This is a genomic window from Bradyrhizobium sp. USDA 4451, from assembly GCF_054822585.1.
The window spans coordinates 5,640,451-5,664,568 of sequence record NZ_JBTRCH010000001.1 but is presented as its reverse complement, the minus strand read 5'-3'; the positions used below and the strand labels follow the sequence as shown (position 1 = coordinate 5,664,568).

Sequence of the window (24,118 nt, the reverse complement as noted above, 5' to 3'; positions counted from 1 at the left end):
TCTCAAATTCCTTCAAACAACGCCGTCGAGAGATAGCGCTCCGAGAATGACGGCACAATCGCCAGAATGGTCTTGCCCGCAGCTTCCGGCCGCTTGCCGATCTGCAAGGCGGCCGCGATCGCGGCGCCCGAGGAGATACCGCCGGGGATTCCTTCGTTGCGCGCCAGCGCGCGCGAGGTCTCGATCGCGGTCGGGCTGTTGACCTTGACGATCTCGTCGATCACCGAGCGGTCGAGGATGTCGGGGATGAAGCCTGCGCCGATGCCCTGGATCTTGTGCGGAGTGTGCTGGCCGCCCGACAGCACCGGGCTCTCCTCCGGCTCCACGGCGACCACCCGCAGCGACGGCTTGCGCGGCTTCAGCACCTGGCCGACACCGGTGATGGTGCCGCCGGTGCCGACGCCAGCGACGAAATAGTCGATGGTGCCGCCAGTGTCGTTCCAGATCTCCTCGGCGGTGGTGCGGCGATGGATTTCTGGATTGGCGAGGTTCTTGAACTGCTGCGGCATCACCGCGTTGGGCGTCGTGCGCACCAGTTCTTCCGCGGTCGCGATCGAGCCCTTCATGCCCAGCGCCGCCGGCGTCAGCACGATCTCGGCGCCGAGGAACGCCAGCATCCGCCGCCGTTCGATCGACATCGATTCCGGCATCACGAGCTTGAGCCGGTAGCCGCGCGAGGCGGCCACATAGGCGAGCGCAATGCCGGTATTGCCCGAGGTCGGCTCGATCAGCACGGTGTCGGCGTTGATGATGCCGGCCTTCTCCATCGCCACGATCATCGCCGCACCGATCCGGTCCTTCACGCTGGCCGCCGGGTTGAAGTATTCCAGCTTGGCGAGGATCGTCGCGTTGACGCCTGCCGCCTGCGGCAGTCGGCGCAGCCGCACGATCGGCGTCGAGCCGATCGCATCGACGATGGAGTCAAAGACGCGGCCGCGTCCGGGTTGCACTGCACTCGTTGTCGACGGCGCGTCCATCAAGCGGCTCCTCGTTGCGGGATATGCTGGAAATATGCGGTCTTGCTCATTTGAGGCAGCGCACCACAACGCGCAAGTGTGAAACGGTCGCGACGCGAATTCGTTGCATCGCAAAATCGAAACCTCAGCCAAATAACGTAAAACCTACGCATTTGTGTTGCGACATGGTCAAACAAGTGCGCTTATATACTTTCGTCAGGTGCAGCTCAGAACGCAAAGGAGGTCACATGCCAGCTCTTGCTGAAGTTCTGTCGACCACGGCGTCTCGGCCCGATCCGCGCGGCAGCGATTTGCCGACCTGTCCGGTGTGTGCGGATTCCATGGTTGCGGCGGAAGCGTCGGCCTACCTCCACGCCAATTTGATCAGCTACCTCTGGACCTGCGACACCTGCGGTTACGGGTTCGTGACCAAGCACGCGGTCAAACCGATCGTGTGCAACTGATCACATAAGCTCACCTCTGAGCGATGTCCCCGCGCGCCCAACCGGCGCGCGTTTTCGTTCTGAAATCCTCGAACGTGCCGCTCGCCACCGCATCGCGGATGCCGTGCATCAGCTCCTGGTAATAGGCGACATTAATCTCGGACAGCAGCATTGCCCCAAGTGTTTCGCCTGATCGCACCAGGTGATGCAGATAAGCGCGCGAATAGTCGCGTGCCGCCGGCCACGAGCTCTCCTCATCGAGCGGACGCGGATCGTCGATGTGCCGGGCATTGCGCAAATTGATCTGGCCGAACCGGGTGAACGCCATGCCGTGGCGTCCGTTCCGTGTCGGCATCACACAGTCGAACATGTCGACGCCGCGCGCCACCGCCTCCAGAATGTCCTCCGGCGTGCCGACGCCCATCAGATAGCGCGGCCGATCCTCCGGCAGCGCCGGTGCGGTCTCCTCGATCATCGACAGCATCACCGCCTGCGGTTCGCCGACTGCGAGGCCGCCGATCGCGTAACCGTGAAAGCCGATGTCGGTCAGCCCGCGTGCGCTGGCGTGACGGAGGTCGGGGATATCGCCGCCCTGCACGATGCCGAACAGCATGTAGCCGTCCGGCGCGCTTTCGAAGGCTCGCTTGGAGCGCTCGGCCCAGCGCAGCGAGAGCTGCATCGCGCGCTCGATGTCGGCGCGCCCGGCCGGCAACCGCACGCATTCGTCCATCTGCATCGCGATGTCGGAGCCGAGCAGCCGCTGCACCTCGATCGAGCGCTCCGGCGACAGTTCGACTTTGGCGCCGTCGATATGCGAACGGAAGGTCACAGCCTTCTCGGTCACCTTGCGCAATTCCGAGAGCGACATCACCTGGAAGCCGCCGGAATCCGTCAGCATCGGGCCGCCCCAGCCGGTGAAGCGCTGCAGGCCGCCAAGCCCGGCAATCCGCTCGGCACCCGGCCGCAGCATCAAATGATAGGTGTTGCCGAGCACGATATCGGCGCCGGCGTCGCGCACCTCGCGCCAATGCATGCCCTTCATCGCCCCCGCGGTACCGACCGGCATGAAGGCGGGCGTCCGCACGAGGCCGTGCGGCGTGGTCAGGCGGCCGGTACGGGCTGCGCCGTCGGTTGCCAAGAGCTCGAAATGATTGGGAAGCGTCATGCGGCTGCTTATTGCGTGTCACTGACGCCCGATCAACCCGTCGGGTAACGGCTTCCGCGCGACTTCGTGAACGCGCACAGCCGAACCCGAGCTTGCTCTGGAACCGCCCTTCCGTTAAACAAAACGAAACCGTATCGTTTTATGTCAACAATATGGCGGCGGACCGTCCCGCCGCGACAGCAATCCCGCCCGAAACCCGACTGATCGCGATGTCCTCCCGCTCCAGCGCCCGGCCTGACGGCATCCGCAATCGGATGACGATCGTGCGTGTGATCCGGCAAACGGCCCTGCTGTGCGGGCTTGCGGTCGTGCTGGCGGCCTGCAGCTCGATCCCGCGCACGCCGTATACGGCCGCCGATGCCGCCAGTTCGCGGGTGCTCGATCTCGACGGGCTGCGCCGTTATGCCGACGAGCCGGCGTCCAAATTCAAACTCGAGAAGGACAACCTCGCCCCGATCAAGACCTACCTCGCCCTCTCCGGCGGCGGCGCCGACGGCGCCTACGGCGTCGGTGTCCTCAGCGGCTGGACCGCGGCCGGTAACCGTCCCTCCTTCTCGGTTGTCTCCGGCGTCAGCACCGGCGGCCTGATAGCGCCCTTTGCATTCCTCGGCTCGCGCTACGACGACACGCTGAAGGAGGTCTATACCTCAGGCATCGCGGAGAGCCTGCTGCAGGACCCGAGCCTGATGCGGGTGCTGTTCGGCTCCGGCCTGTTCGGCAACAAGCGGCTGCGCGAACTGGTGGCGCGTTATGTCGGTCCGGACATCCTGAGCGAGGTGGCGCGCGAGAACACCAAGGGCCGCAAGCTCCTGATCGTCACCACCGATCTCGACACCCAACGCACCGTGATCTGGGACATGGGGCGGATCGCCGCGGTCGGAACGCCGGACGCGTTGCAGCTGTTTCGCGACGTGATGGCTGCCTCCGCCTCGATCCCGCTGGTGTTTCCACCGATCATGATCGACGCCGAGGGCCAGGGCCGCCGCTTCCAGGAGATGCATGTCGATGGCGGCGTCACCGCGCCGGTGCTGACGCTGCCCGACGCGTTGATGTTCCGCGAGCGCGCCTGGCCCGCCAATGGCCGCATGAACATCTACATCCTCGTCAACAAGAAGCTCGAAGGCAATTTTGAGCTGGTGTCGAACTCGACGATCGACGTCGCCTCACGCAGCATTTCCGCGATCACGCAGGCGCAGACCCGCTCCGTGATCCTGTCGACCTATGATTTCGCCCGCCGCAACCGGCTGGGCTTCCATTTGTCCTATATCGAGCGCGATTACCCGGCGCCGGAAACCCAGGGCTTCGACACCGGCTATATGCGTGCGCTCTACCAGTACGGCTATGACAAGGCCGCCGCAGGCCAGGCCTGGACCGCGACGCCGCCCTGAGCGGCCCGCCCCCGATACCGCCGAATGGACGAATCCGCATCGCGCGAGTTATAGACCGGAGGGACCCGTCCGACGCACAACGAGATGAATGGGCAATGGGATTGACGGCAACCAAGGCCAAGGTGGCCAACAAGGCGACCAAACGCGGCGTGATCAAGTCACGCGGCGGCCGGCCGACCCGGGACGCTGCGATCGAGCGCGACCAACGGCTGATCGAGGTCGCCACGCGCCTGTTCCTCGAGCGCGGCTTCGAGGCGACATCGATCGACGCGGTGGCCGAGGCCGCCCGCGTCAGCAAGCCCACGGTCTATGGCCAGTATGGCGACAAGCGCGGTCTGTTCGCCGCGGTGCTTCGGCGCGAAATCGCCCGTTGGCTTGCACCGCTCGCCGCAGCAGCCGCCGAGATGCACGGCGACGGCAACTGCGACGGCCAGGTCGAGGAGCGGCTGATCGATCTCGGCCGCCAATTGCTGGTGCTGAATTGCAGCGCCGATTCCATCGCCTTCAGCCGGATCCTGACCGCGCAGGCGATCAATTTTCCGGAGGTCGCCAAGCTTGCGGTCGACGAGGGCTGGTCGAAAGCCGTGTCCACGACGGCGGATTTCTTCGACCATCTGGTCGACAAGGGCGCCCTCGACCTCGAAGACACCACGATCGCGGCAGAGACCTTCCTCAACATGGTGGTCGGCCACACCCATCGGATGGCGACATTCGGGATTCCGATCGACATGAAAGCCGCCGAGACGCGGATGGAAGTGTCGATCCGGCTGTTCCTCGCCGGCGCCGTCGGGCCAAGGGACCGGCTGCACGAGGCGGCCAAGGAGGCCGCGAAGGTGCGCCGCCGGCCGTCCCGCTGACAGTTTAATAGGATCGTTTCCGCGTCTTACACGTTGCCGTGATGAGCCTTGAATAAACGGAACGAAACCGTATTGTTTAGTTGCAAAGAGACGCCGAACCCGGATCAGCCCCCCAATGGGTTTTGCGCCGCCTTGTAAACTTCGATCGTCTAGGACGGAGCTGCCGCCATCGCTTCGTCTGAACGTTCGGCGGCCGGCCTTTGACTAACAAGGGCCGGCCGCATTTTCCCGGCCCAAGAGGCCGATCCGAAGCGCGGACAACGCGCGAGCATGAGTTCGATACAGGTTTGACGATGAGGACAGGACGATTGCGCGGACTGCTGCCTTGGACATTTGGGCCTTGGGTATTCGGAACGCGGCTCTTTGCCACCGCGCTGCTGGCCCTGCCCTTCGCCTCGCCGGCGCATGCGATCACGAGCTCGGCGGCCGCAGCCCTCACCCCGCAGGACAGCGACAGCGCGCTCGACGTGCACGCGGTTCGCCGCGAGCTCGACAGCTTCCAGGCGGCCCAGATCTCGCTGCGCAGGGCGATGGCGATCGCGGAGGCGTTGCATTCCGGCGCGATCACCGCTGACGTCAGCTTCGATGGGGCGACCGAGCCCGCGGTCTACCGGGTCAAGACCATGCAGCGGGATCGCATCTGGCAGCACGCCATCAACGCCTCGACCGGCGAAGTCATCGGTGGCGAGGCTCCTTCGTCGCTGGCATCCCTCGATGCCGACGACCGCGACAACCTCACGGTGCTCAGGGCGCTCCGGCATCGCCTGGCGGACGCGGTGCGCGTCGCCGAGCACACGACCTCGGGCAAGGCGATCTCGGGTGGCCTGATGCGCGAGCGCGGCAAGCTTAATTTCGTCATCGTCGTGCTCGCCGGCAACGATCTGAAAGAGGTCATCCTCGAGCCGCCCGGCGCGCGCCGGCGCTGAGCATACCCAGTATTCCTTCGCCAGATTTTCGCCCAAAAGCCGTTGACGGACGCCGATCTCTCCCGCATAAGTCCGCACCATGATCACCGCGACCAAACGCACCAGCAAAACCACCAAGCCCTCCGGGGCCTCGGGAGGCGTGCGCGCGTAGTTGGTCGAACCGCATCATCTCTGCCCGAAGCCCCGCCTGATGAAGGTCCGGGGCTTTTTTGTTGCCTGAATTTCAACCCGAATGGAGGACAAAGTGAGTAACGATCCCGTCGTCGCGATTGTCGGCGTCACCGGCGCAGTCGGCGCCGAATTCATCGCCACCATGGACAAGCGCGGCTTCCGCGTCGGCAAGCTGAAGGCGCTGGCGAGCGCTCGCTCGGCCGGCAAGACCGTCACCTTCCGCGGCAAGCCGGTGGTGATCGAGGAGCTGACCGAGCGCGCCTTCGAGGGCGTCGACATCGCGCTGTTCTCGGCCGGCAGCGGCATCTCCAGGAAGTTCGCGCCGCTTGCGGTGAAGTCCGGCGCCGTCGTGGTCGACAACTCCTCCGCCTTCCGAATGGATCCGAATGTGCCGCTGGTGATCCCGGAGATCAACGCGCGACGGATCCGTGATCACAAGGGCATCATCGCCAACCCGAACTGCGCCGCCATCACCGCGCTGGTGCCGCTATGGCCGATCCACCAGAAGAACCGCATCAAGCGCGTCATCATCGCGACCTATCAGGCCGCGAGCGGTGCCGGCGCCGCCGCGATGGACGAGCTCGTCGAATCGACCCGCGCCAATCTCAATGGACAAGTCTACACCCCGAAGGTGATGCCGCACCCCTACGCCTTCAACCTGTTCAACCATAACACGGCGGTCGATCCGGAGACCGGCTACAACGACGAGGAGACCAAGGTCATCAAGGAGACCCGCAAGATCTTCGAGGACGAGAAGATCGCGATCGGCGTCACCTGCGTGCGGGTGCCGGTGCTGCGCGCGCATTGCGAGGCGATCACCTTCGAATGCGAGAAGCCGATCACCGAGGACCAGGTGCGCGCGATCATGGCGCAGGCGCCGGGCGTCAAGATCGTCGACGACCGCGCCAAGAACTACTTCCCGATGCCGATCGACGCCTCCGGCCAGGACGACGTGCTGGTCGGCCGCATCCGCAAGGATCTCAGCGACCCCAGCGGCCACTCGATCTCGATGTTCGTCGCCGCCGATCAGCTGCTCAAGGGCGCCGCGCTGAACGCGGTGCAGATCGCGGAGCTGCTGCCCGAGCGCGCGATGGCGTGAGGGAAGCTGGAATGTGCTGAGGTCCCGCACGCCCAATGCGGCGCGCGACGACATGAAGCAGTCAGGCGATGCCTCGCTCATCAGGCTCGGCGAGCTGGACGGCGCCTGCTCCACCAGACCTACATCGTCGACGTCGGCCGGGTTTGATCCCGGCCGACGCAGGTCGCCCCGTCCTTCGAAACAGCAGGCAGGGATAGACGAGCGTCATACCAACTTCAATTGACTCCGGCCGGCAAGCTTGCTCGAATGGGCCTCGTACGATCGGCCGGTGTTACCTGCTTCACACCGGCGGCGTGCGGGCTCTGCTAAATTTTTCGCCGGTAAGTTGCCTGCCTGATGCTGGCTTTGACCTGCACGACGTTCGGTCGGCCAGCCCAACTGAACTGTCGTTAATTGGACCGGATATTTTAGGAAGCCTCATTCGCGGACAAGGCCATTGTTTCGGAGGTTTCAGGATGACGACATTTACGGCCAATACCGAAGCCGTCAGTTTCGCGACCCTTTTTTCCGTCTTCAGCGAGAACAATCTGGCTCATCTGGCAACCGCGTTTTCGAACGAAACCGCGTCCGGATTCACCTACACGAACGACAATGGTTTCACGACCACTGTGACCGGAACCAATTTCACTTATACGACTGTCCTGTTCGTCCAGGTTCCTGCATCAGGGACAGTTACCGGGATTTCAGTGCTGCACAATGGGTCCCCCTATTTCACGGTGACGAATACGTCGGTCGCAGTCGACTTCAGCTCATGGTACGCGGGAGGAACGGTCCAGATTCCTGTCACCGCGCTCATGAATGCCTTCTTTGCAGGCAATGACCAGATCACTGGTTCTACAGCGAGTGACTCGCTCTCGGGCGGGGACGGCAATGATACCATGTACGGCGGGGGTGGAAACGACTCCGTCGACGGTGGGCCCGGCAACAATCTTCTTTACGGCGGCGATGGCAACGACTTGGTCACCGGCGGATCAGGCAACGACGTGCTTGTCCTCGGAAACGGTAATGACACCGGTTACGCCGGAAATGGCAATAATTACATCTACGCCGGCAGCGGCGATGATCTGCTGGTTGGCGGTACCGGACTCGACGTGCTGCTCGGGGAAGACGGCAATGACTCCATCTACGGCGGCGCCGGCTTCAACTATCTCTTTGGTGGATCGGGCAACGACGTTCTGATCGGCTCAGGAGGCACCTCTGCCAGCGACGTCAACGTGATGTTTGGCGGCGACGGCGCGGATTATCTCTACGGCGGACAAGGCACCAATTACTTCTACGGCGGCGCCGGCGTCGATACCATGTATGGCGGATCGGGCCTGAATATTTTCGTCTCCTCGGGCGAGACCGACGGCAACGTCATCTACGGCGGCTCTGGCCAAAACTACGTTTATGGCTCCGATGGCGGAGATACGGTCACGGGCGGCAGCGGCGTTGATGTGTTCCTGATGGGCTCCGGCGCTGACGTTATCAACGGCGGCGGCGGCGTCGACTACGCTTGGGGCGGCGGTGGCTCGGACACTTTCGCGATCACCGATGCGGCTCCCGAGGTCATGGTGATCGAGGACTTCAATGCGGGTGGCGTCAACGACGTGCTGAATTTCTCCGGCACGTCGCTGCACTCATTCGCCGACGTCCAGGCCGCCTCGTTCTACTCGCCGGGCATCAACACGACGATCGTCACCGACGCGGCCGGCAACGCTGCCTGGTTGATCGGCGTGGCTCCGTCGCAACTCGATGCGAGCCTGTTCACGTTTACCTAGGCCGTGAACTCATCGGAAGACGTCGAGCAAGCGCAAGCGGCTCTTGAAGAGTGTTGGCGTGTCGTCGGATGCCGCCAACACGACTGCGTTTGATCTAGCGATCTGACCCGGGGTGATCCAATGCCTCGAGCCTTTCCGTTCCGATTGAATCGGAACGGAGCTCTGGATTCCGGTCTTGATGCATTTTCCAGGCCGAACCGGTACTCACCTCGCTCAAATGCCCCGCGGGCGAACCACGTATAGCTCGCGCACGCACTGCCTTCGCAGACCCAACCCGTTTAAACAGTGTGAGAGCAAGCGGACCAATTTTCGTGCGCTGGTTGAGAATTGCACGCTCGACATTAAAATGCAATTAGAGGGCGAAGGGACACGGTATGCCTTTTTCCAAATGAGCATTGCATCGGGGCTCTCAGCATGACGACATTTACCGCCGCCAACCAAGCCATCAACTTTGCGACCCTGTTCTCCGTCTTCGTACCCGCGAACCAGAACGACTATATTGCGGGTTTTTCGAGCCGAACCGGTGCAGGATTCGTTTGGGCGAACGTGGGTACTCAATACGCAGCTTTTGTGTCCGGAAGCGGCTTCACCTACACGGATGTTAACAATGATGGCATCTACTTTGCTGCAGCATCCGGCACTGTCACATCGATGCAGACATCGCACAACGGTGCGGTAGATTTTAATATATCGAATACATCAGTCGCGGTCGACTTCAGCTCTTGGTACACTATCAGCCCGACGCAAGCGGAGCCATACGCGACGACCGTTCATATTCCAAACGACGCGCTGCTAACTCTGTTTTTCTCGGGCGATGACAACATTTCCGGTTCTACCCTGGGCGACACTCTCTCGGGCGGAGCCGGCAACGACACCATGGACGGCGGCGGCGGCGACGACATCGTCGACGGCGGCACGGGAAACAACCTGCTCTACGGCGGCGATGGCAACGATCTGGTCAGCGGCGGCGTGGGTAACGACGTGCTCGTGCTGGGCAACGGCAACGACACCGGCTACAGCGGCAATGGCAACAACTACATCTACGCCGGCACGGGCAACGATCTGCTGGTCGGCGGAACCGGCCTCGACGTGCTGCTCGGCGAAGACGGCAACGATTCCATCTATGGCGGCGCCGGCTTCAACTATCTGTTTGGCGGAGCGGGCAACGACATTCTAGTCGGCTCGGGAGGCACTGGCGCTAGCGACGTCAACGTCATGTTCGGCGGCGACGGCGCGGATTATCTCTATGGCGGGCCCGGCACGAATTACTTCTATGGCGGGGCCGGTGTCGATACCATGTATGGCGGATCGGGCCTGAACATCTTCATCTCCTCGGGCGAGACCGATGGCAACGTCATCTACGGCGGATCGGGCCAGAACTATGTCTACGGCTCCAACGCCGGAGATACGGTCACCGGCGGAAGCGGTGTCGACGTATTTTTGATGGGCTTTGGCAACGACGTCATCAACGGTGGCGGCGGTGTCGACTATGTCTGGGGCAGCGGCGGCTCCGATACGTTCATGATCACCGATGCGGCACCCGAGACCATGGTGATCGAGGACTTCAATACGGGTGGCGTCAAAGACCTGCTGGATTTTGCCGGCACGTCGCTGCACTCATTCGCGGATGTCCAGGCCGCCTCGTTCTACTCGGCGGGCATCAACACGACCATCATCACCGACGCGGCCGGCAATGCGGCCTGGCTGATCGGCGTCGCTCCCGCGCAGCTCGATGCGAGCATGTTCACGTTTACCTGACGATCGAGGGGCCGGGTCATCCCACCCGGCCCTTTCGCCACAGGGCAATCGCAGAGGTGGCGGCCACCGAAGCGCCATATGATATGGCCGCTATTTCGGACGGCACATGGGATAGGCCGGAAGCACGCCCAGACGTGCGACCTGCTTCGTCAGTCGCCCGCGCGAAACAGCAGGCACGCGTCACCGTAGGAATAGAACCGGTAGCCGTGCTTGATCGCATGCGCGTAGGCGCTCTGCATGGTATCGAGGCCGGAGAAGGCCGAGACCAGCATGAACAGCGTCGAGCGCGGCAGATGGAAGTTCGTCATCAGGATATCGACCGCGCGGAAACGATAGCCAGGCGTGATGAAGATCGAGGTTTCCGCCGCGAACGGCTGCACGATGCCGTCAGGCGTCGTGGCGCTTTCAAGCAGCCGCAGCGACGTGGTGCCGATCGCGACGATCCGGCCGCCTTTTGCGCGCGCGGCATTCAAGGCGGAAGCGGTCTCCGCGGTGATGCAGCCCCACTCGGCGTGCATCTTGTGCTCGGAGGTCTCCTCGGCCTTGACCGGCAGAAACGTCCCTGCCCCGACATGCAGCGTCAGCCGGTGCAGTTCGACGCCGCGGCTGCGCAGTGCCGCCTCGAGCGCCGGCGTGAAATGCAGCCCGGCCGTCGGCGCGGCGACCGCGCCTTCGTTCGAAGCGAACATGGTCTGGTAGTCGCTGACGTCCTGGTCGTCAGGCGTCCGCTTGGAGGCGATGTAGGGCGGCAGCGGTGTGACGCCGACATCTGCGATCGCCTGGTCGAGCACCGGACCGTGGAACGAGAATGACAGCGTCACCTCGCCCTCCTGCCCCTTCGCCTCGACCTCTGCATCGAGATTGCCGAGCAGGCAGACCTTGCCCTCGTTGCCGAAGCGGATGCTGTCGCCGGGGCTGAGCTTCTTCGCCGGCTTGACCAGCGCCTGCCAGCGCGAGCCGTCGAGCCGCTTGATCAAGGTCGCCTCGATCTTCGGTTCGGTCTCACGCCCGATCCGGCGGCCCTTGAGCTGGGCTGCGATCACCTTGGTGTCGTTGACGACGATCTGATCGCCGGGCTCCAGCCAATGCGGCAGGTCGGCAATGGTGGCGTCGCGCAGTGCGCCGTCCGGATGCACGACCAGCATCCGCGCGGAATCGCGCGGGCTGGCGGGCCGGAGCGCGATGCTTTCGGGCGGCAGTTCGAAGTCGAAAAGATCGGTGCGCATGGCGCGATCAGTACCTCACCGCCGTCATTCCAGGGCACGCGAAGCGTGAACCCGGAATCTCGGGATTCTCGGTGCGCAATTGCGCACCTGAGGGTTCGATGCTTTAGGCATCGCCCCGGAATGACGGTCAATACTTACGCCGCGTCGACGGCCATGTGGGCCTTGACGATCTTGTCCGGGTTCTGCACCGGCTCGCCGCGCTTGATCTTGTCGACATTCTCCATGCCCTCGGTGACCTTGCCCCAGACCGTGTACTGGCCGTTGAGGAACGAGGCATCGTCGAAGCAGATGAAGAACTGGCTGTCGCCGGAATCCGGATTGGCGGCGCGGGCCATCGAGGCGGTGCCGCGGACATGCGGCTCCTTGTTGAACTCGGCCTTCAGCTTCTTGCCGCTTCCGCCCATGCCGGTGCCCTGCGGGCAGCCGGTCTGCGCCATGAAGCCGTCGATCACGCGGTGGAACACGATGCCGTCGTAGAATCCTTCGCGCACCAGCTCCTTGATCCGCGCGACATGGCCGGGCGCGAGATCCGGGCGCATTTCGATCGTGACCGGGCCCTGGGTGGTTTCGAGGATCAGAGTATTCTCGGTAGCAGCCATGCTCGCTTCTCCTGGCTTCGGGGTGGATATTTCTTGTTCCTGAACGGGATTGCGAATGGGCGGCCAGCGACTGCGCCGCCCAGGCTCTCGGTAAATGGCATCGGCGTGCAGCGTTGCAACGCCTCCATCACCGCGACCCGGTATGCGATCCGGTCATTGTCGGTGGCCTCCTGCGTTTCGTAACTGATCCTGGGATGCCCGAGGATCGCGCCCTCGCGGTTGAAGCTGACGATGACGGTGATGTCGATCGGTCCGGCCTTGTCCGCCGGCGGCGGCCGCCAGCAGCGGTGGATGGCAAGAACAACGTCCCTGATCGTATTGAGTTGCTCCGGCTCCGCCCGCACTGGCGTGGCCAGCGCAAGGCAGATCAGCGGCGCGGCGAACCAGGCAGGCGGTTTGCTGGGCGCCGCCATCCGGATCACTTGATGTCGGATGCGACCTGCACCTTCACCATCTTGTCGGGATCGGTGACGGCGCCGCCGGGCGAGCCTGCCGACGCCTTCTTCAGCTTGTCGACCACGTCCATGCCCGACACCACCTCGCCGATCACGGTGTACTGGCCGTTGAGGCTCGGCCCGTCGGCGAACATGATGAAGAATTGCGAATTGGCGCTGTCGACGCTGTCGCCGCGCCGGGCCATGCCGACGATGCCGCGCTTGAACGGCACCTGCGAGAACTCCTGCTTCAGGTTCGGATATTTCGAGCCGCCGGTGCCGTTGAAGTTCTGGCCGTCACCGGTCTGCGCCATGAAGCCGTCCATCACGCGATGGAACGGCACGTTGTTGTAGAAGCCCTCGCGCGCCAGCTGCTTGATGCGCTCGGCATGCTGGGGCGCGATGTCGGTGCGCAGCTTGATGACGATGCGGCCCTTGGTTGAGTCGATCACGATCGCATTGGCCTTGTCGAGGCCGGCGGGCAGCGGCTGCGCGACCGCGGGCACGACGCAAAGCAGCGCGGCAACAAATGCAAGAATGCGGATCATGGAAACTCCGGATCTCTTTAGCGTTCGGGATGTGGCAGGCCCCGCCGGTCTCAACCGGCGAACTTGGCCTTCAGGCTAGCGGCGACTGATGACGGCACGAATGCAGAGAAGTCGCCGCCCATCTGGGCGATTTGGCGCACCAGTGTGGCCGTGATCGGGCGGACCGCGACGGATGCCGGAACGAATACGGTATGCACCTCGGGCGCCATCGCCTCGTTCATGCCGGCGAGCTGCATCTCGTAGTCGAGATCGGTGCCGTCGCGCAGGCCGCGAATCATGATGGTCGCGCCGAGCTTGCGTGCCGCGGTCACCGTCAGATTGTCATAGGTGGTGCAATCGAAGGCGCAGCCGGCCTGCTGGGCGATCGGGCCGCACACCTCGCGCAGCATCTCCAGCCGCTCCTCGGTCGAGAACAGCGGCTTTTTGCCGGCATGGATGGCAACGGCGACCACCAGGCGGTCGCACAGGCTTACGGCCTGCCGGACCACGTCCAGATGGCCGTTGGTGACGGGATCGAAGGAGCCGGGATAGAGCGCGATACGGGACATGGTCCCTCCTAACCCGCCCGGCCCTCCCCGGCAAGCCGCCCCGGTTCCCTCGGCCGCGCGAAATAAATTCCGCCTCGTCCAGTGAACGAGTCCTGGGATGCCAGCGTCTACGAGGGTGAATGTTTCGTCAGCCACTGGCGGATGAAACAAAACCGGCCGGCGACGAAACCATTTCCCGGGGTGGCGAAGACACCAGGAAACTTGCGGCCGGTAGACATTGGACAACGAAACGACGGGCCCCGGGGGCCCGATCACATGGGGACCGTCATGATCAAGGCACTTTCCGCTATCGCCGTTGCCGCGTTCATTGCCGCCGCGCTCACCGTGCTGCCGGGCTTTGCGCCGCAGGTCGAAGCCTCCACCCCGCAGCCGCTGGCCAAGGCTGACCGTCTCGACATTCATCCGGTCGGCAAGGATTGCTCGCAGCAGGCCTGGCCGAATTTCGAAGCCTCCTGCCTGCGCAGCGCCGGCAACAAGACGGTGGTCCGCGAAGCCCGCCTCGTCACCGCCGACCGCACCCCGTAGAATAAATTTCCCGGCGAGGTCGCCACCGGTTCGCGTGAAGGAAATGCGACGAGGTCGTACCTCGGAGAGTTGCCGCCCCGGCGCGATCGGAGCGGCACACCAGCCGTCAGCCTGACGTATGGTCAAGGCCGTCACGCAGAACCCAATGGTAATTTGCGACGTCTCGTCGCAGACTATCGTTCAAGGCGCCCGGCCGGATGATCCGGCGGGCGCAAGCCATCGGGGGATCGCCGTGACCAGTACGCCCGCCATCGTCTCTTCCGGCCACCCTCCAACCAGTCCGATCCCGGTTGCGGTCACGCTCGGTGCGCTGGGTGTCGTCTATGGCGACATCGGCACCAGCCCCCTCTACGCCCTGAAGGAAGCTGCCAAGGCTGCCGCCCATGGCGGGCCGCTGACCTCGAGTGCGGTGCTCGGCGTGGTGTCGCTGATCCTGTGGGCGCTGATCCTGATCATCTCGGTGAAGTATGCGATGCTGATCCTGCGCGCGGATAACCGCGGCGAAGGCGGCATTGTCGCGCTGCTGGCGCTGCTCTCGGCCCGCAACGCGGCGCCCGGCACCTGGCGGGCCCATCTTTTGGTCGTTGGACTGATCGGCGCCGCCCTGCTCTACGGCGATGGCGCGATCACGCCGGCTATCTCCGTGCTGTCGGCGATCGAAGGCCTCAAGGTCGACGCGCCCTCGCTGGCGCCTGCGGTGGTGCCGCTCACCGTCGTCATCCTGATCGGCCTGTTCATCATGCAAAAGCAGGGCACGGGCTTCATCGGCAAGATCTTCGGCCCGGTGATGCTGTTCTGGTTCGCCGTGCTGGCGGCGCTCGGCATCCACGGCATCGTCAAGGCGCCCGGCGTGCTGGTCGCACTCAGCCCGTACTATGCATTCGATTTCCTGATCCATCAGGATTTTCACGTCAGCTTCGCCATCCTCGGCGCCGCCTTCCTCGCAGTCACCGGCGGCGAGGCGATGTACGCCGACATGGGGCATTTCGGCCGCTTTCCGATCCGGCTCGCCTGGTTCGCGGTCTGCCTGCCGGCTTTGGTGCTCAACTATTTCGGCCAGGCCGGCGAGCTGATCAACGACCCGAACTCGATCGACAACCCGTTCTTCCAGCTCGCCCCCGACTGGGCGCACTATCCGCTGGTGCTGCTCGCGACGCTTGCCACCGTGATCGCCTCGCAGGCGATCATCTCCGGCGTGTTCTCGCTGACCCAGCAATCGATCCAGCTCGGCTTCCTGCCGCGCATGCATATCCGCCACACCACCAGCGATGCGATCGGACAGATCTACGTGCCGCTGGTGAACTGGCTGCTCGCGGCCGGCACGCTCGGCGCGGTGCTGGCATTCGGCACCTCGGACGCCCTCGCCGGCGCCTACGGCATCGCGGTGTCGCTGTTGATGGCGATCACCACGCTGCTCGCCGCCCTAGTCGCGATCCAGTGGGGCTACTCGCCGTTCCTGGTGATCGCGGTGAACGGCTTCTTCTTCATCATCGACTTGATCTTCTTTGCGGCGAACACCGAGAAACTGTTCGAAGGCGGCTGGTTCCCGCTGCTGCTCGCCGGCGCGGTCGCGTTCCTGATGATGACCTGGCGCAGCGGCGTGAAGCTGGTCGAGAAGGCGCGCAGCAAGCTGCGTCAGCCGGAAGAGGATCTGATCGAGACCGCGGTCAACAAATGCAGCGCCCGCCTGCCCGGCACCGCCGTGTTCCTGGCCTCGGCCCCCAACGGGGTGCCGCTGGCGCTGACCCAGTTCGTCAAGCACAATCACGTGCTGCATCAGCGCGTGCTGCTGGTCACCGTGCAGATCGAGGAGCGGCCGAGGATTCCCGACGAGGACCGCGCCGACGTGATCGAGATCAGCCCGGGCATCACGCGCATCATCCTGCATTATGGCTTCATGCAGTATCCGACGATCTATGAGGGGCTGAAGACCGCCTGCCGGCAGGCCAAGCTGCCCGGCATCGATCTCTCCGACGTGACCTACTACATCGGCCGCGAGACCATCATCCCGCGCGAGGACATTCCGGGCATGTGGGTGTGGCGGGAATCGCTGTTCGCCTTCCTGCAACGCAACGCCGAGCGGTCGGCGGCGTTCTTCGGCGTACCCACCGGCCAGGTCGTGGAGTTCGGCACCGAGATCGAGATCTGATCTCATCGTCCGCGTAGCCCGGATGAAGCGCAGCGCAATCCGGGACCAGCGTGCTGCGTCGACAGACCCCCCGGATTTCGCTTCGCTCCATCCGGGCTACGAGATCGGCCCCGGCGGCCTTAGCCGCCGTTGCCGTTCTCGCCGTTTTCCTCTTCCGGAATGTGCTCGACCGAGACCACGTGCTCGTCCTCGGCGGTGTCGAACACGATCACGCCCTGGGTCGAGCGGCCGGCGACGCGGATGTCGGCCACCGGGCAGCGGATCAGCTGTCCCTTGTCGGTGACCAGCATGATCTGGTCGGCATCCTCGACCGGGAACGACGCCACGAGGTTGCCGTTGCGGTTGTTGACGCTCATCGCGACGATGCCTTTGCCGCCGCGGCCGGTGGTGCGGTACTCGTAGGACGAGGTCCGCTTGCCGTAGCCGTTGACCGAGACGGTCAGCACCACCTGCTCGGCGGCCGACAGCTCGGCATAGCGCTCCTGCGACAGCTGGATCGCATTCGCGGTCTCCTCGCCCTCGGCCTCGACCGGCTCCTCGGTCGCGGCCTCGCCGGCCACCGCGCGGCGCATCTTCAAGTAGGCCGAGCGCTCGTCCGAGGTGGTCTCGACATGGCGCAGGATCGCCAGCGAGATCAGCCTGTCGGCCTCGGCCAGCGCAATGCCGCGGACGCCCATCGAGGTGCGGCCGGTGAAGACGCGCACATCGGTGACCGGGAAGCGGATGCACTGCCCGCCGGCGGCGGTCAGCAGCACGTCGTCATGCTCGGTGCAGATCTGCACGTCGACGATCGCCTCGCCCTCCCCGAGCTTCATGGCGATGATGCCGGAGCGGCGGACGTCGACGAAGTCGGACAGCTTGTTGCGGCGGACGGTGCCGCCTGTCGTCGCGAACATCACGTCGAGATTGCCCCAGGAGGATTCATCCTCCGGCAGCGGCATGATCGTGGTGATGCGCTCGCCCTGCTCCAGCGGCAGGATGTTGATCAGCGCCTTGCCGCGCGCGTTCGGAGCGGCCATCGGCAGCCGCCAGACCTTCTCCTTGTAGACCTGGCCGCGCGACGAGAAGAACAGCACCGGCGTGTGCGTGGAGGCCACGAACAGCCGCGAGACGAAATCCTCGTCGCGGGTCTGCATGCCGGCGCGGCCCTTGCCGCCGCGGCGTTGCGCCCGGTAGGTCGACAGCGGCACGCGCTTGACGTAGCCGGCATGCGACACGGTGACGACCATGTCCTCGCGCTGGATCAGGTCCTCGTCCTCGACCTCGCCTTCCTGCTCGATGATCTCGGTCTTGCGCGCCGTCGCGAACTGCTGCTTCACCTCGGCGAGTTCGGTCTTGACGATGTCCTGCACGCGGGCACGCGACCGGAGGATGTCGAGATAGTCGGCGATCTCGGCCGCGAGCTTGTCGAGCTCTTCGGAAATCTCGTCGCGCCCGAGCGCGGTCAAGCGTTGCAGCCGGAGATCGAGGATCGCCCTCGCCTGCTCCATCGACAGCCGCAGCGTGCCGTCATCGTTGATGCGATGGCGGGGATCGTCGATCAGCGTGATCATCGCCTCGACGTCGCGCGCCGGCCAGTCGCGCGACATCAGGGCCTCGCGCGCGGTGTTCGGATCGGGCGAGGTCCGGATGACGCGGATCATCTCGTCGATATTGGCGACAGCGATCGCAAGGCCCACCAGGATGTGGGCGCGGTCGCGGGCCTTGCCGAGCAGGAACTTGGTCCGCCTTGTCACCACCTGCTCGCGGAACGCGACGAAGATGTTGAGCAGGTCCTTCAGATTCATGGTCTGCGGACGGCCGGAATCCAGCGCCAGCATGTTGGCGGGGAAATTGGTCTGCAGCGGCGTGAAGCGGTAGAGCTGGTTGAGCACCACATCGGGCACCGCTTCGCGCTTCAGCTCGATCACGACGCGATAGCCGTCGCGGTCGGACTCGTCGCGCAGGTCGCCGATGCCCTCGATCTTCTTCTCTTTCACGAGGTCGGCAATGCGCTCGACCATCGTCGCCTTGTTCACCTGATAGGGAATTTCGGAGATGATGATCGCTTCGCGGTCCTTGCGGATGGTGTCGATCGTCACCTTGCCGCGCATCACGATCGAGCCGCGGCCGAGATGATAGGCCGAGCGGATGCCCTGGCGGCCCAGGATGACACCGCCGGTCGGGAAATCAGGTCCGGGAATGATGTCGATCAACTCGTCGATCGTGAGCGCCGGATTATCGATCAGCGCGACGCAGGCGTCGACCACCTCGCCGAGATTGTGCGGCGGGATGTTGGTCGCCATGCCGACGGCGATGCCGCCGGCGCCGTTGACCAGAAGGTTCGGAAAGCGGGCCGGCAGAACCGACGGCTCCTGCTCGGAATTGTCGTAGTTCGGCTGGAAATCGACGGTCTCCATGTCGATGTCGGCAAGGACGGCCAGTGCCGCGCGCGTCAGCCGCGCTTCGGTATATCGATAGGCGGCCGGCGGATCGCCGTCGATCGAACCAAAATTGCCCTGGCCGTCGATCAGCGGCACGCGCAGGGAGAAATCCTGCGCCATGCGGACCATCGCGTCGTAAATCGACTGGTCGCCGTGCGGGTGATATTTACCGATCACGTCGCCGACCACGCGCGCGGACTTGACGTATTTCTTGTCCGGGGTGTGTCCCTGCTCATGCATCGAATAGAGGATGCGCCGGTGCACCGGCTTGAGCCCGTCGCGCGCATCGGGCAGCGCACGCGACACGATCACGCTCATCGCGTAATCGAGGTAGGACTTCTTCATCTCGTCGAGAATGGAAACGGGACGAATATCTGAGGGCCCCGGCGGCTCGCCGGGCTTGTGGTCGTCGTTATCGGACAAAGGGGAAATCCGGTCGGTTCTACTGGGGAATCATATAGCGTATCGATGGCCTGAAAACCACCCTTCCACGGCTCCGGCAAGCCGTTTTTCCCTTCGTTTTTTCATGGACTTACGGGTGGGTCGGCGGGACCACGGCCGCTTGGTCGAGAAGCGAATGGCGAGTAGCGAATAGCGAGTGGAAAACGCCCTCTTCGCTACTCCCCATTCGCTATTTGCCCATCCCATCGCTGGCCGAAAACCACCGCATGCATGATCCGCCCGGGCATGAACGTGAACAGCCCGGCAATGACCAGCGCGCCGAAGAAGATGCCGATCATCGTGTATTTGTGGCGGCGGACGTTGTGACGCCGCGCGGCCATGACGCCGAGCACCAGCATGAGCAGCGAGAAGATCGACAGCAGATGGATCGGGCTCCACGGCCCGAGCAGGCGGATCTGGTGGATCCAGAACGAGCTTCCGGCGACCACCAGCATCAGGATCACCCAGATCCAACCCAGCGTCCGGTGCGGCAGCGTGCCCTTCGGCGCGGCAAGCTGGATGGAGCCGAGCACGAAGGCGGCCATGGCGGCAAAGGCATGGAGCGGGATCGCAGGCGCGGCGTCGAGCAATGGCGCGAGGCTCATGATGGCGGCCCTCGAATTGATCCGCGGCAAAGCCTCGCTCGCCACAGGCAATGTAAATACCATTCACATTGACCTGTGTCAAAGTCGCGGGAACCGGCTCTGAGCGCCGTCATCTGGGCGAAACACTGCAAGCCGTTAGAAAGTTATCCTCATAATTCACATGAGGAACTGTCGCGACACATCGAACCGCCGTTCCGGCAAATGATCGTCACGGAACGGCGGCTGACGCAGTCTTCGGGCGCGCGCTCAGAACGGGATGTCGTCGTCCATGTCGCTGTTGCGGCTGCCACCGCCGGCGGCGACCGCACGGCGCGGCGCCGAGCTGACCGGACCGGACGAGCCGAAATCGCTGCCGCCATCATCGGAGAAGCTGCTGCCGCCACCGCCGCGCCCATCGAGCATGGTGAGGTTGGAGTTGAAGCCCTGCAGCACGACTTCAGTCGAGTACTTCTCGACGCCGCTCTGGTCGGTCCATTTGCGGGTCTGCAACTGACCCTCGATGTACACCTTGGCGCCCTTCTTCAGGTACTGCTCGGCGACCTTGCAGAGGCCCTCGTTGAAGATCACGACGCGGTGCCACTCGGTCTTTTCCTTGCGCTCGCCGGTGCCCTTGTCGCGCCAGGTCTCCGAGGTGGCGATGGACAGATTGGCGATCGGACGACCGTCCTGGGTCCGCCGGATTTCCGGATCCTTGCCGAGGTTTCCAACCAGGATCACCTTGTTCACGCTTCCTGCCATCGCATCATCTCCACTCAAAAACCGGGCGTCCGGACATCGGCCGCCACTCTCAACCTTCGCCACTTACATTGCAGGCGTCGTGGATGACCCTATACGCCGGCGGCGGCTTGGCGCCCTCCGCCGTCGCACGGTTATCCACGATAATCAGATATAGCATCCCGGCCGGGAATGTTCCAGTTTTGTTCGCCACAACCAGCCGTAGAGGCCGTTCGTGGCGATGATACGGCAGCCCGTTTCGCTCCCAGTCGCCCGCCGGCGACGCGACGTTAGAAAAACGATAAACAAATCAGTGCCTTATTCCGACCGCACTTCTTCCCCGAGTGTGGCATTTGGGAGACGGCCTTTCCGGTTGAATCGGCGTATAGCTATCAACCAACGGACGGGCGCTCGCGTCTGGGATCGCGCTTCGGGACCTTTGGGAGCCGATCGGGGAGCTGGGGAGATTGACGATGAAGAAGTTTTTGCTCGGGACAGTTGCTCTGATTGCGTTTGCTGCGCCTGCCGCGGCCGCCGACCTCGCGGCGCGCCCGTACACCAAGGCGCCGCCGATGATCGCTGCCGTCTATGACTGGAGCGGCTTCTACATCGGCGCCAACGGCGGCTGGGGCTCGAGTCACAATTGCTGGGACCAGGTCCCGCTCGGTGCCTTCGGTGCGGACGGGTGCCATGACGCAACCGGCGGCGTCGCCGGTGGCCAGATCGGCTATCGCTGGCAGGCCGGCGCCTGGGTGTTCGGCCTCGAAGCGCAGGGCGACTGGGCTGACCTGAAGGGCAGCAACGGCAGTGCGGTCTTCCCGGGCCTGTTCACCAACCAGACCAAGATCGACGCGTTCGGCCTGTTCACCGGCCAGATCGGCTACGCCGTCAACAACGTGTTGCTCTACGCCAAGGGCGGTGCGGCGCTGACCGACAATCGCTTCAGCACCTTCGTTACGCCGACCGGCGTGCTCGCCGGCAGCGCCAGCGACACCCGCTGGGGCGGCACCATCGGCGCCGGCATCGAGTTCGGCTTCGCGCCGAACTGGACCGCTGGTGTCGAATACGACCACCTGTTCATGCAGGACAAGAACTACAACCTCACCACGCCCGGTGGAGCGCTGTTGAGCACCATCCGCGACCGCCAGGACGTCGACCTCGTCACTGTCCGCGTGAACTACAAGTGGGGCGGCCCGGTGGTTGCGCGCTATTGATTGCGCGACACGGATTGGATCGACACGAAAGGCCGGCCTTGTGCCGGCCTTTCTGTTTGCCGGGGTCGGTTGCGAGTTGAGCCCCGCCCCCGAATCGACATGGTTAAATGCTAATAAATCGTAAAATATACAGTAAAATCAAAATGTTATCGGTGTTGCACGCGCGCTACGCCCGATCTGCAACCTGCAATGGTAGCCTGTCCTGCGATGATCGAATCGAAGCGGGATGGATCCATGAAACAGCTTCTGTGTGCAGCCGGCCTCGCCGTGCTCAGCGTTTCGTCCGTGTCGGCGGCTGACCTTGCCGCAAAGGCCCCCCAGCCGGCGGTTGCCGCGCCTGTGACCAGCTGGAACGGCTTCTATCTCGGCGCCCAGGGCGGCGGCGGCTGGGGCACCAGCAGCGAGACCTATCTCGGCGCCCCGAACGATGCGACGTTCATCGGCACGCAAAGCTACACTACCGGCGGTGGCTTCATCGGCGGCGTGATCGGCTACAACGTCCAGGCCGGCCCTGCCGTGTTCGGCATCGAGAGCGCCTACCACTGGGCCTCCATCACCGGCCGCTCCGGCGTGATCAATGTCGGGCCGCCAAGCGTGCTCGACACCTACTACACCGAGCTGCGCAGCTTCGGCGACATCAAGGGCCGGCTCGGTTACGCCGATGGCGCCACGCTGTGGTTCGTCAGCGGCGGCGCTGCGGTCGGCGACATCCTGCATCGCTACAATGCCGGGCTCGCACCGCCCTCGGCCTCGGCCAGCGACACCCGCTGGGGCTGGACCCTCGGCGCCGGCGTCGAATACATGTTCGCCGCGAACTGGTCGGCCAAGCTCGAGTACAACTACATCGATCTCGGCAAGGTTGCGCCGATCCAGTACACGCCCGCGCTCAACGATCGCTCGGAGTGGAAAGACACCTTCCACACCGTCAAGCTCGGCATCAATTACCATTTCAACGCCGCAAGCCCGGTCGTAGCAGCGAAATACTGAGCCTGCTGCGGTTGATCGCGCGACGCGCGCCTTCACATCAAAATAACGGCCGGCCTCGCGCCGGCCTTTTCGTTGCGCAAGCACACGGCGCGGCCGTTTTCCGTGCATTGTGGTTTCACGGATACACAACTTCCGAGATTTCTATGTAGAAACACGTGATCGTCACGCGACACTGCCGTGACGCTCCCTTCAATGTTTGAAGGGGACAACAAGAAAATGTGGCAAGAAAAACGGGAATTTGGACTTTGAAAATCAGGAATGTTTTGCTGGCCTCGGCCGGCATGTTTGCCCTCAGCGCAATTGCACCGGCAATGGCCGCCGATCTCGCCGCGCGCGGCCCCTACGTCAAGGCTCCGCCGCCGGTCGCGATCACCAACTGGACCGGCTTCTACATCGGCGGCTTCGGCGGCTACGCCAGCGAGAACTCCGGCAATCCGAAGATGGAAGGCGGCTTCGGCGGCGGCACGATCGGCTACAACTGGCAGGCCGGCAACATCGTGTACGGCCTCGAGGCCGACGGCGCCTGGGCTGACGTCGATGCGTCGGTCAGCGCGCTCGGCGTCACCGCGAAGAGCAAGATCGACGCGCTCGGCACCGTGCGCGGCCGCTTCGGCTTCGCGGTCGACAAGGTGCTGTTCTACGGCACCGGCGGCTATGCCTGGGTCGACAACGAGATCAGCGTCACCGCGCTCGGCGCCACCGTCTCGCAGAGCAACTTCCACTCCGGCTGGACCGTCGGCGCCGGCATCGAGGCGTTCATCGCCCCGCAGTGGTCGATCAAGGGCGAGTACCTGTATCGCAGCCTCGGCAGCGAGACCTACTTTGGCGTTGCCTCCGGCGACCTCAACCTGCACAGCGTGCAGTTCGGCGTGAACTACCACTTCGGCGGCCCGATCGTCGCCAAGTACTAAAGCATGATCCGGAAAAGTGCGAAGCGGTTTTCCGGAAAGATCATGCTCAAACAAAGACCTAAAGCGCGATGACAATTCGATCCAATCTCATTGCGCTCTAGGCAACGGACCAGGCGGATCCAGCATCGGATCGCACCGAAAGGCCGGCCTCGCGCCGGCCTTTTTGCATTTCGGAACCCATCCTGCTGCCGGCTGCTGCCATCCGGCAAACTATCCGTTGATGGCCGCTATTCAGCACTGGAAATTGCCGGCCGTTCTTCCTACGTTCCAG

The 24,118-nt window shown here is 63.9% G+C and carries 22 protein-coding genes; 12 read left to right on the top strand and 10 right to left on the bottom strand.

The window, feature by feature from the left end:
• Positions 1-2: 2 nt before the first annotated feature.
• On the bottom strand, positions 3-977 hold the full coding sequence (gene cysK / locus ACVMB0_RS26070) for a cysteine synthase A (protein ID WP_461348127.1): 975 nt from the start codon (positions 975-977) through the stop codon (positions 3-5).
• A gap of 227 nt (positions 978-1,204) precedes the next feature.
• Here cysK and ACVMB0_RS26065 point away from each other — a divergent pair, with 227 nt between their 5' ends.
• Entirely contained in the window at positions 1,205-1,420 is a 216-nt protein-coding gene (locus ACVMB0_RS26065) for a hypothetical protein (protein WP_456798126.1), read from the top strand.
• A gap of 10 nt (positions 1,421-1,430) precedes the next feature.
• Here ACVMB0_RS26065 and tgt read toward each other — a convergent pair whose 3' ends face one another.
• Positions 1,431-2,564 carry a tRNA guanosine(34) transglycosylase Tgt gene (tgt, locus tag ACVMB0_RS26060; protein WP_461348126.1) on the bottom strand — a complete coding sequence of 378 codons (1,134 nt, stop codon included), beginning with the start codon at positions 2,562-2,564 and terminating at the stop codon, positions 1,431-1,433.
• Positions 2,565-2,818: 254 nt separating this feature from the next.
• Here tgt and ACVMB0_RS26055 point away from each other — a divergent pair, with 254 nt between their 5' ends.
• From ACVMB0_RS26055 to ACVMB0_RS26030, 6 genes are all read left to right on the top strand, one after another.
• Positions 2,819-3,952 carry a patatin-like phospholipase family protein gene (locus ACVMB0_RS26055; RefSeq protein ID WP_461349713.1) on the top strand — a complete coding sequence of 378 codons (1,134 nt, stop codon included), beginning with the start codon at positions 2,819-2,821 and terminating at the stop codon, positions 3,950-3,952.
• A gap of 95 nt (positions 3,953-4,047) precedes the next feature.
• Positions 4,048-4,809, top strand: coding sequence for a TetR/AcrR family transcriptional regulator (locus ACVMB0_RS26050; protein ID WP_456754884.1), 762 nt, complete (start codon positions 4,048-4,050; stop codon positions 4,807-4,809).
• 308 nt (positions 4,810-5,117) lie between these two features.
• Positions 5,118-5,735 carry a PepSY domain-containing protein gene (locus ACVMB0_RS26045; protein ID WP_461348125.1) on the top strand — a complete coding sequence of 206 codons (618 nt, stop codon included), beginning with the start codon at positions 5,118-5,120 and terminating at the stop codon, positions 5,733-5,735.
• Between the two features lie 232 nt (positions 5,736-5,967).
• On the top strand, positions 5,968-7,005 hold the full coding sequence (locus ACVMB0_RS26040; RefSeq protein ID WP_461348124.1) for an aspartate-semialdehyde dehydrogenase: 1,038 nt from the start codon (positions 5,968-5,970) through the stop codon (positions 7,003-7,005).
• Between the two features lie 455 nt (positions 7,006-7,460).
• Positions 7,461-8,765: a calcium-binding protein gene (locus ACVMB0_RS26035; RefSeq protein WP_456754887.1), complete on the top strand. Its 1,305-nt coding sequence runs from the start codon at positions 7,461-7,463 to the stop codon at positions 8,763-8,765.
• A 414-nt stretch (positions 8,766-9,179) separates the two neighbouring features.
• A complete protein-coding gene (locus ACVMB0_RS26030; RefSeq protein ID WP_461348123.1) occupies positions 9,180-10,523 on the top strand; it encodes a calcium-binding protein in 1,344 nt (447 codons plus the stop codon).
• A 149-nt stretch (positions 10,524-10,672) separates the two neighbouring features.
• Here ACVMB0_RS26030 and queA read toward each other — a convergent pair whose 3' ends face one another.
• From queA to coaD, 5 genes are all read right to left on the bottom strand, one after another.
• Positions 10,673-11,749 (bottom strand): tRNA preQ1(34) S-adenosylmethionine ribosyltransferase-isomerase QueA, encoded by a 1,077-nt coding sequence (gene queA / locus ACVMB0_RS26025; protein WP_461348122.1) that lies wholly within the window; start codon positions 11,747-11,749, stop codon positions 10,673-10,675.
• Positions 11,750-11,883: 134 nt separating this feature from the next.
• A complete protein-coding gene (locus tag ACVMB0_RS26020) occupies positions 11,884-12,348 on the bottom strand; it encodes a peptidylprolyl isomerase (RefSeq protein ID WP_456798131.1) in 465 nt (154 codons plus the stop codon).
• The gene (locus ACVMB0_RS26015) at positions 12,324-12,761 is read right to left on the bottom strand and encodes a hypothetical protein (protein ID WP_461348121.1); all 438 of its coding nucleotides are present in this window, start codon (positions 12,759-12,761) and stop codon (positions 12,324-12,326) included. The genes ACVMB0_RS26020 and ACVMB0_RS26015 overlap by 25 nt, the downstream gene beginning before the upstream one ends.
• 5 nt (positions 12,762-12,766) lie before the next feature.
• Positions 12,767-13,330 (bottom strand): peptidylprolyl isomerase, encoded by a 564-nt coding sequence (locus tag ACVMB0_RS26010; RefSeq protein WP_212013932.1) that lies wholly within the window; start codon positions 13,328-13,330, stop codon positions 12,767-12,769.
• A 50-nt stretch (positions 13,331-13,380) separates the two neighbouring features.
• The gene (coaD, locus tag ACVMB0_RS26005; RefSeq protein WP_456798132.1) at positions 13,381-13,878 is read right to left on the bottom strand and encodes a pantetheine-phosphate adenylyltransferase; all 498 of its coding nucleotides are present in this window, start codon (positions 13,876-13,878) and stop codon (positions 13,381-13,383) included.
• 267 nt (positions 13,879-14,145) lie between these two features.
• Between coaD and ACVMB0_RS26000 the strand changes: the two genes are divergently transcribed.
• Positions 14,146-14,403 carry a hypothetical protein gene (locus ACVMB0_RS26000; protein ID WP_050630591.1) on the top strand — a complete coding sequence of 86 codons (258 nt, stop codon included), beginning with the start codon at positions 14,146-14,148 and terminating at the stop codon, positions 14,401-14,403.
• Positions 14,404-14,635: 232 nt separating this feature from the next.
• Entirely contained in the window at positions 14,636-16,552 is a 1,917-nt protein-coding gene (locus tag ACVMB0_RS25995; protein ID WP_461348120.1) for a potassium transporter Kup, read from the top strand.
• 119 nt (positions 16,553-16,671) lie between these two features.
• Here the strand turns inward: ACVMB0_RS25995 and gyrA are convergent, their stop codons facing one another.
• The 3 genes from gyrA to ACVMB0_RS25980 all read right to left on the bottom strand — a co-directional run bounded on the left by gyrA (position 16,672) and on the right by ACVMB0_RS25980 (position 20,759).
• Positions 16,672-19,398 carry a DNA gyrase subunit A gene (gyrA, locus tag ACVMB0_RS25990; protein WP_461348119.1) on the bottom strand — a complete coding sequence of 909 codons (2,727 nt, stop codon included), beginning with the start codon at positions 19,396-19,398 and terminating at the stop codon, positions 16,672-16,674.
• 194 nt (positions 19,399-19,592) lie between these two features.
• Entirely contained in the window at positions 19,593-20,021 is a 429-nt protein-coding gene (locus ACVMB0_RS25985) for a DUF2306 domain-containing protein (RefSeq protein WP_461348118.1), read from the bottom strand.
• 246 nt (positions 20,022-20,267) lie between these two features.
• A complete protein-coding gene (locus ACVMB0_RS25980; RefSeq protein ID WP_028340751.1) occupies positions 20,268-20,759 on the bottom strand; it encodes a single-stranded DNA-binding protein in 492 nt (163 codons plus the stop codon).
• A gap of 449 nt (positions 20,760-21,208) precedes the next feature.
• Between ACVMB0_RS25980 and ACVMB0_RS25975 the strand changes: the two genes are divergently transcribed.
• The 3 genes from ACVMB0_RS25975 to ACVMB0_RS25965 all read left to right on the top strand — a co-directional run bounded on the left by ACVMB0_RS25975 (position 21,209) and on the right by ACVMB0_RS25965 (position 23,847).
• A complete protein-coding gene (locus tag ACVMB0_RS25975) occupies positions 21,209-21,949 on the top strand; it encodes an outer membrane protein (protein WP_456798134.1) in 741 nt (246 codons plus the stop codon).
• Between the two features lie 234 nt (positions 21,950-22,183).
• Entirely contained in the window at positions 22,184-22,936 is a 753-nt protein-coding gene (locus ACVMB0_RS25970; RefSeq protein ID WP_461348117.1) for an outer membrane protein, read from the top strand.
• Between the two features lie 251 nt (positions 22,937-23,187).
• Entirely contained in the window at positions 23,188-23,847 is a 660-nt protein-coding gene (locus ACVMB0_RS25965; RefSeq protein ID WP_461349712.1) for an outer membrane protein, read from the top strand.
• Positions 23,848-24,118: the final 271 nt, after the last annotated feature.

Excerpts from the sequence above, each read along its gene's own strand:
- cysK (WP_461348127.1), bottom strand. The coding sequence starts at position 977 with ATGGACGCGCCGTCGACAACGAGTGCAGTGCAACCCGGACGCGGCCGC.
- ACVMB0_RS25970 (WP_461348117.1), top strand. The coding sequence starts at position 22,184 with ATGAAACAGCTTCTGTGTGCAGCCGGCCTCGCCGTGCTCAGCGTTTCG.
- ACVMB0_RS26065 (WP_456798126.1), top strand. The coding sequence starts at position 1,205 with ATGCCAGCTCTTGCTGAAGTTCTGTCGACCACGGCGTCTCGGCCCGAT.
- ACVMB0_RS25985 (WP_461348118.1), bottom strand. The coding sequence starts at position 20,021 with ATGAGCCTCGCGCCATTGCTCGACGCCGCGCCTGCGATCCCGCTCCAT.
- queA (WP_461348122.1), bottom strand. The coding sequence starts at position 11,749 with ATGCGCACCGATCTTTTCGACTTCGAACTGCCGCCCGAAAGCATCGCG.
- tgt (WP_461348126.1), bottom strand. The coding sequence starts at position 2,564 with ATGACGCTTCCCAATCATTTCGAGCTCTTGGCAACCGACGGCGCAGCC.
- ACVMB0_RS26015 (WP_461348121.1), bottom strand. The coding sequence starts at position 12,761 with ATGGCGGCGCCCAGCAAACCGCCTGCCTGGTTCGCCGCGCCGCTGATC.
- coaD (WP_456798132.1), bottom strand. The coding sequence starts at position 13,878 with ATGTCCCGTATCGCGCTCTATCCCGGCTCCTTCGATCCCGTCACCAAC.
- ACVMB0_RS26055 (WP_461349713.1), top strand. The coding sequence starts at position 2,819 with ATGACGATCGTGCGTGTGATCCGGCAAACGGCCCTGCTGTGCGGGCTT.
- ACVMB0_RS26010 (WP_212013932.1), bottom strand. The coding sequence starts at position 13,330 with ATGATCCGCATTCTTGCATTTGTTGCCGCGCTGCTTTGCGTCGTGCCC.
- ACVMB0_RS25975 (WP_456798134.1), top strand. The coding sequence starts at position 21,209 with ATGAAGAAGTTTTTGCTCGGGACAGTTGCTCTGATTGCGTTTGCTGCG.
- ACVMB0_RS25980 (WP_028340751.1), bottom strand. The coding sequence starts at position 20,759 with ATGGCAGGAAGCGTGAACAAGGTGATCCTGGTTGGAAACCTCGGCAAG.
- ACVMB0_RS26040 (WP_461348124.1), top strand. The coding sequence starts at position 5,968 with ATGGAGGACAAAGTGAGTAACGATCCCGTCGTCGCGATTGTCGGCGTC.
- ACVMB0_RS26035 (WP_456754887.1), top strand. The coding sequence starts at position 7,461 with ATGACGACATTTACGGCCAATACCGAAGCCGTCAGTTTCGCGACCCTT.
- ACVMB0_RS26030 (WP_461348123.1), top strand. The coding sequence starts at position 9,180 with ATGACGACATTTACCGCCGCCAACCAAGCCATCAACTTTGCGACCCTG.
- ACVMB0_RS26050 (WP_456754884.1), top strand. The coding sequence starts at position 4,048 with ATGGGATTGACGGCAACCAAGGCCAAGGTGGCCAACAAGGCGACCAAA.
- ACVMB0_RS26000 (WP_050630591.1), top strand. The coding sequence starts at position 14,146 with ATGATCAAGGCACTTTCCGCTATCGCCGTTGCCGCGTTCATTGCCGCC.
- ACVMB0_RS26020 (WP_456798131.1), bottom strand. The coding sequence starts at position 12,348 with ATGGCTGCTACCGAGAATACTCTGATCCTCGAAACCACCCAGGGCCCG.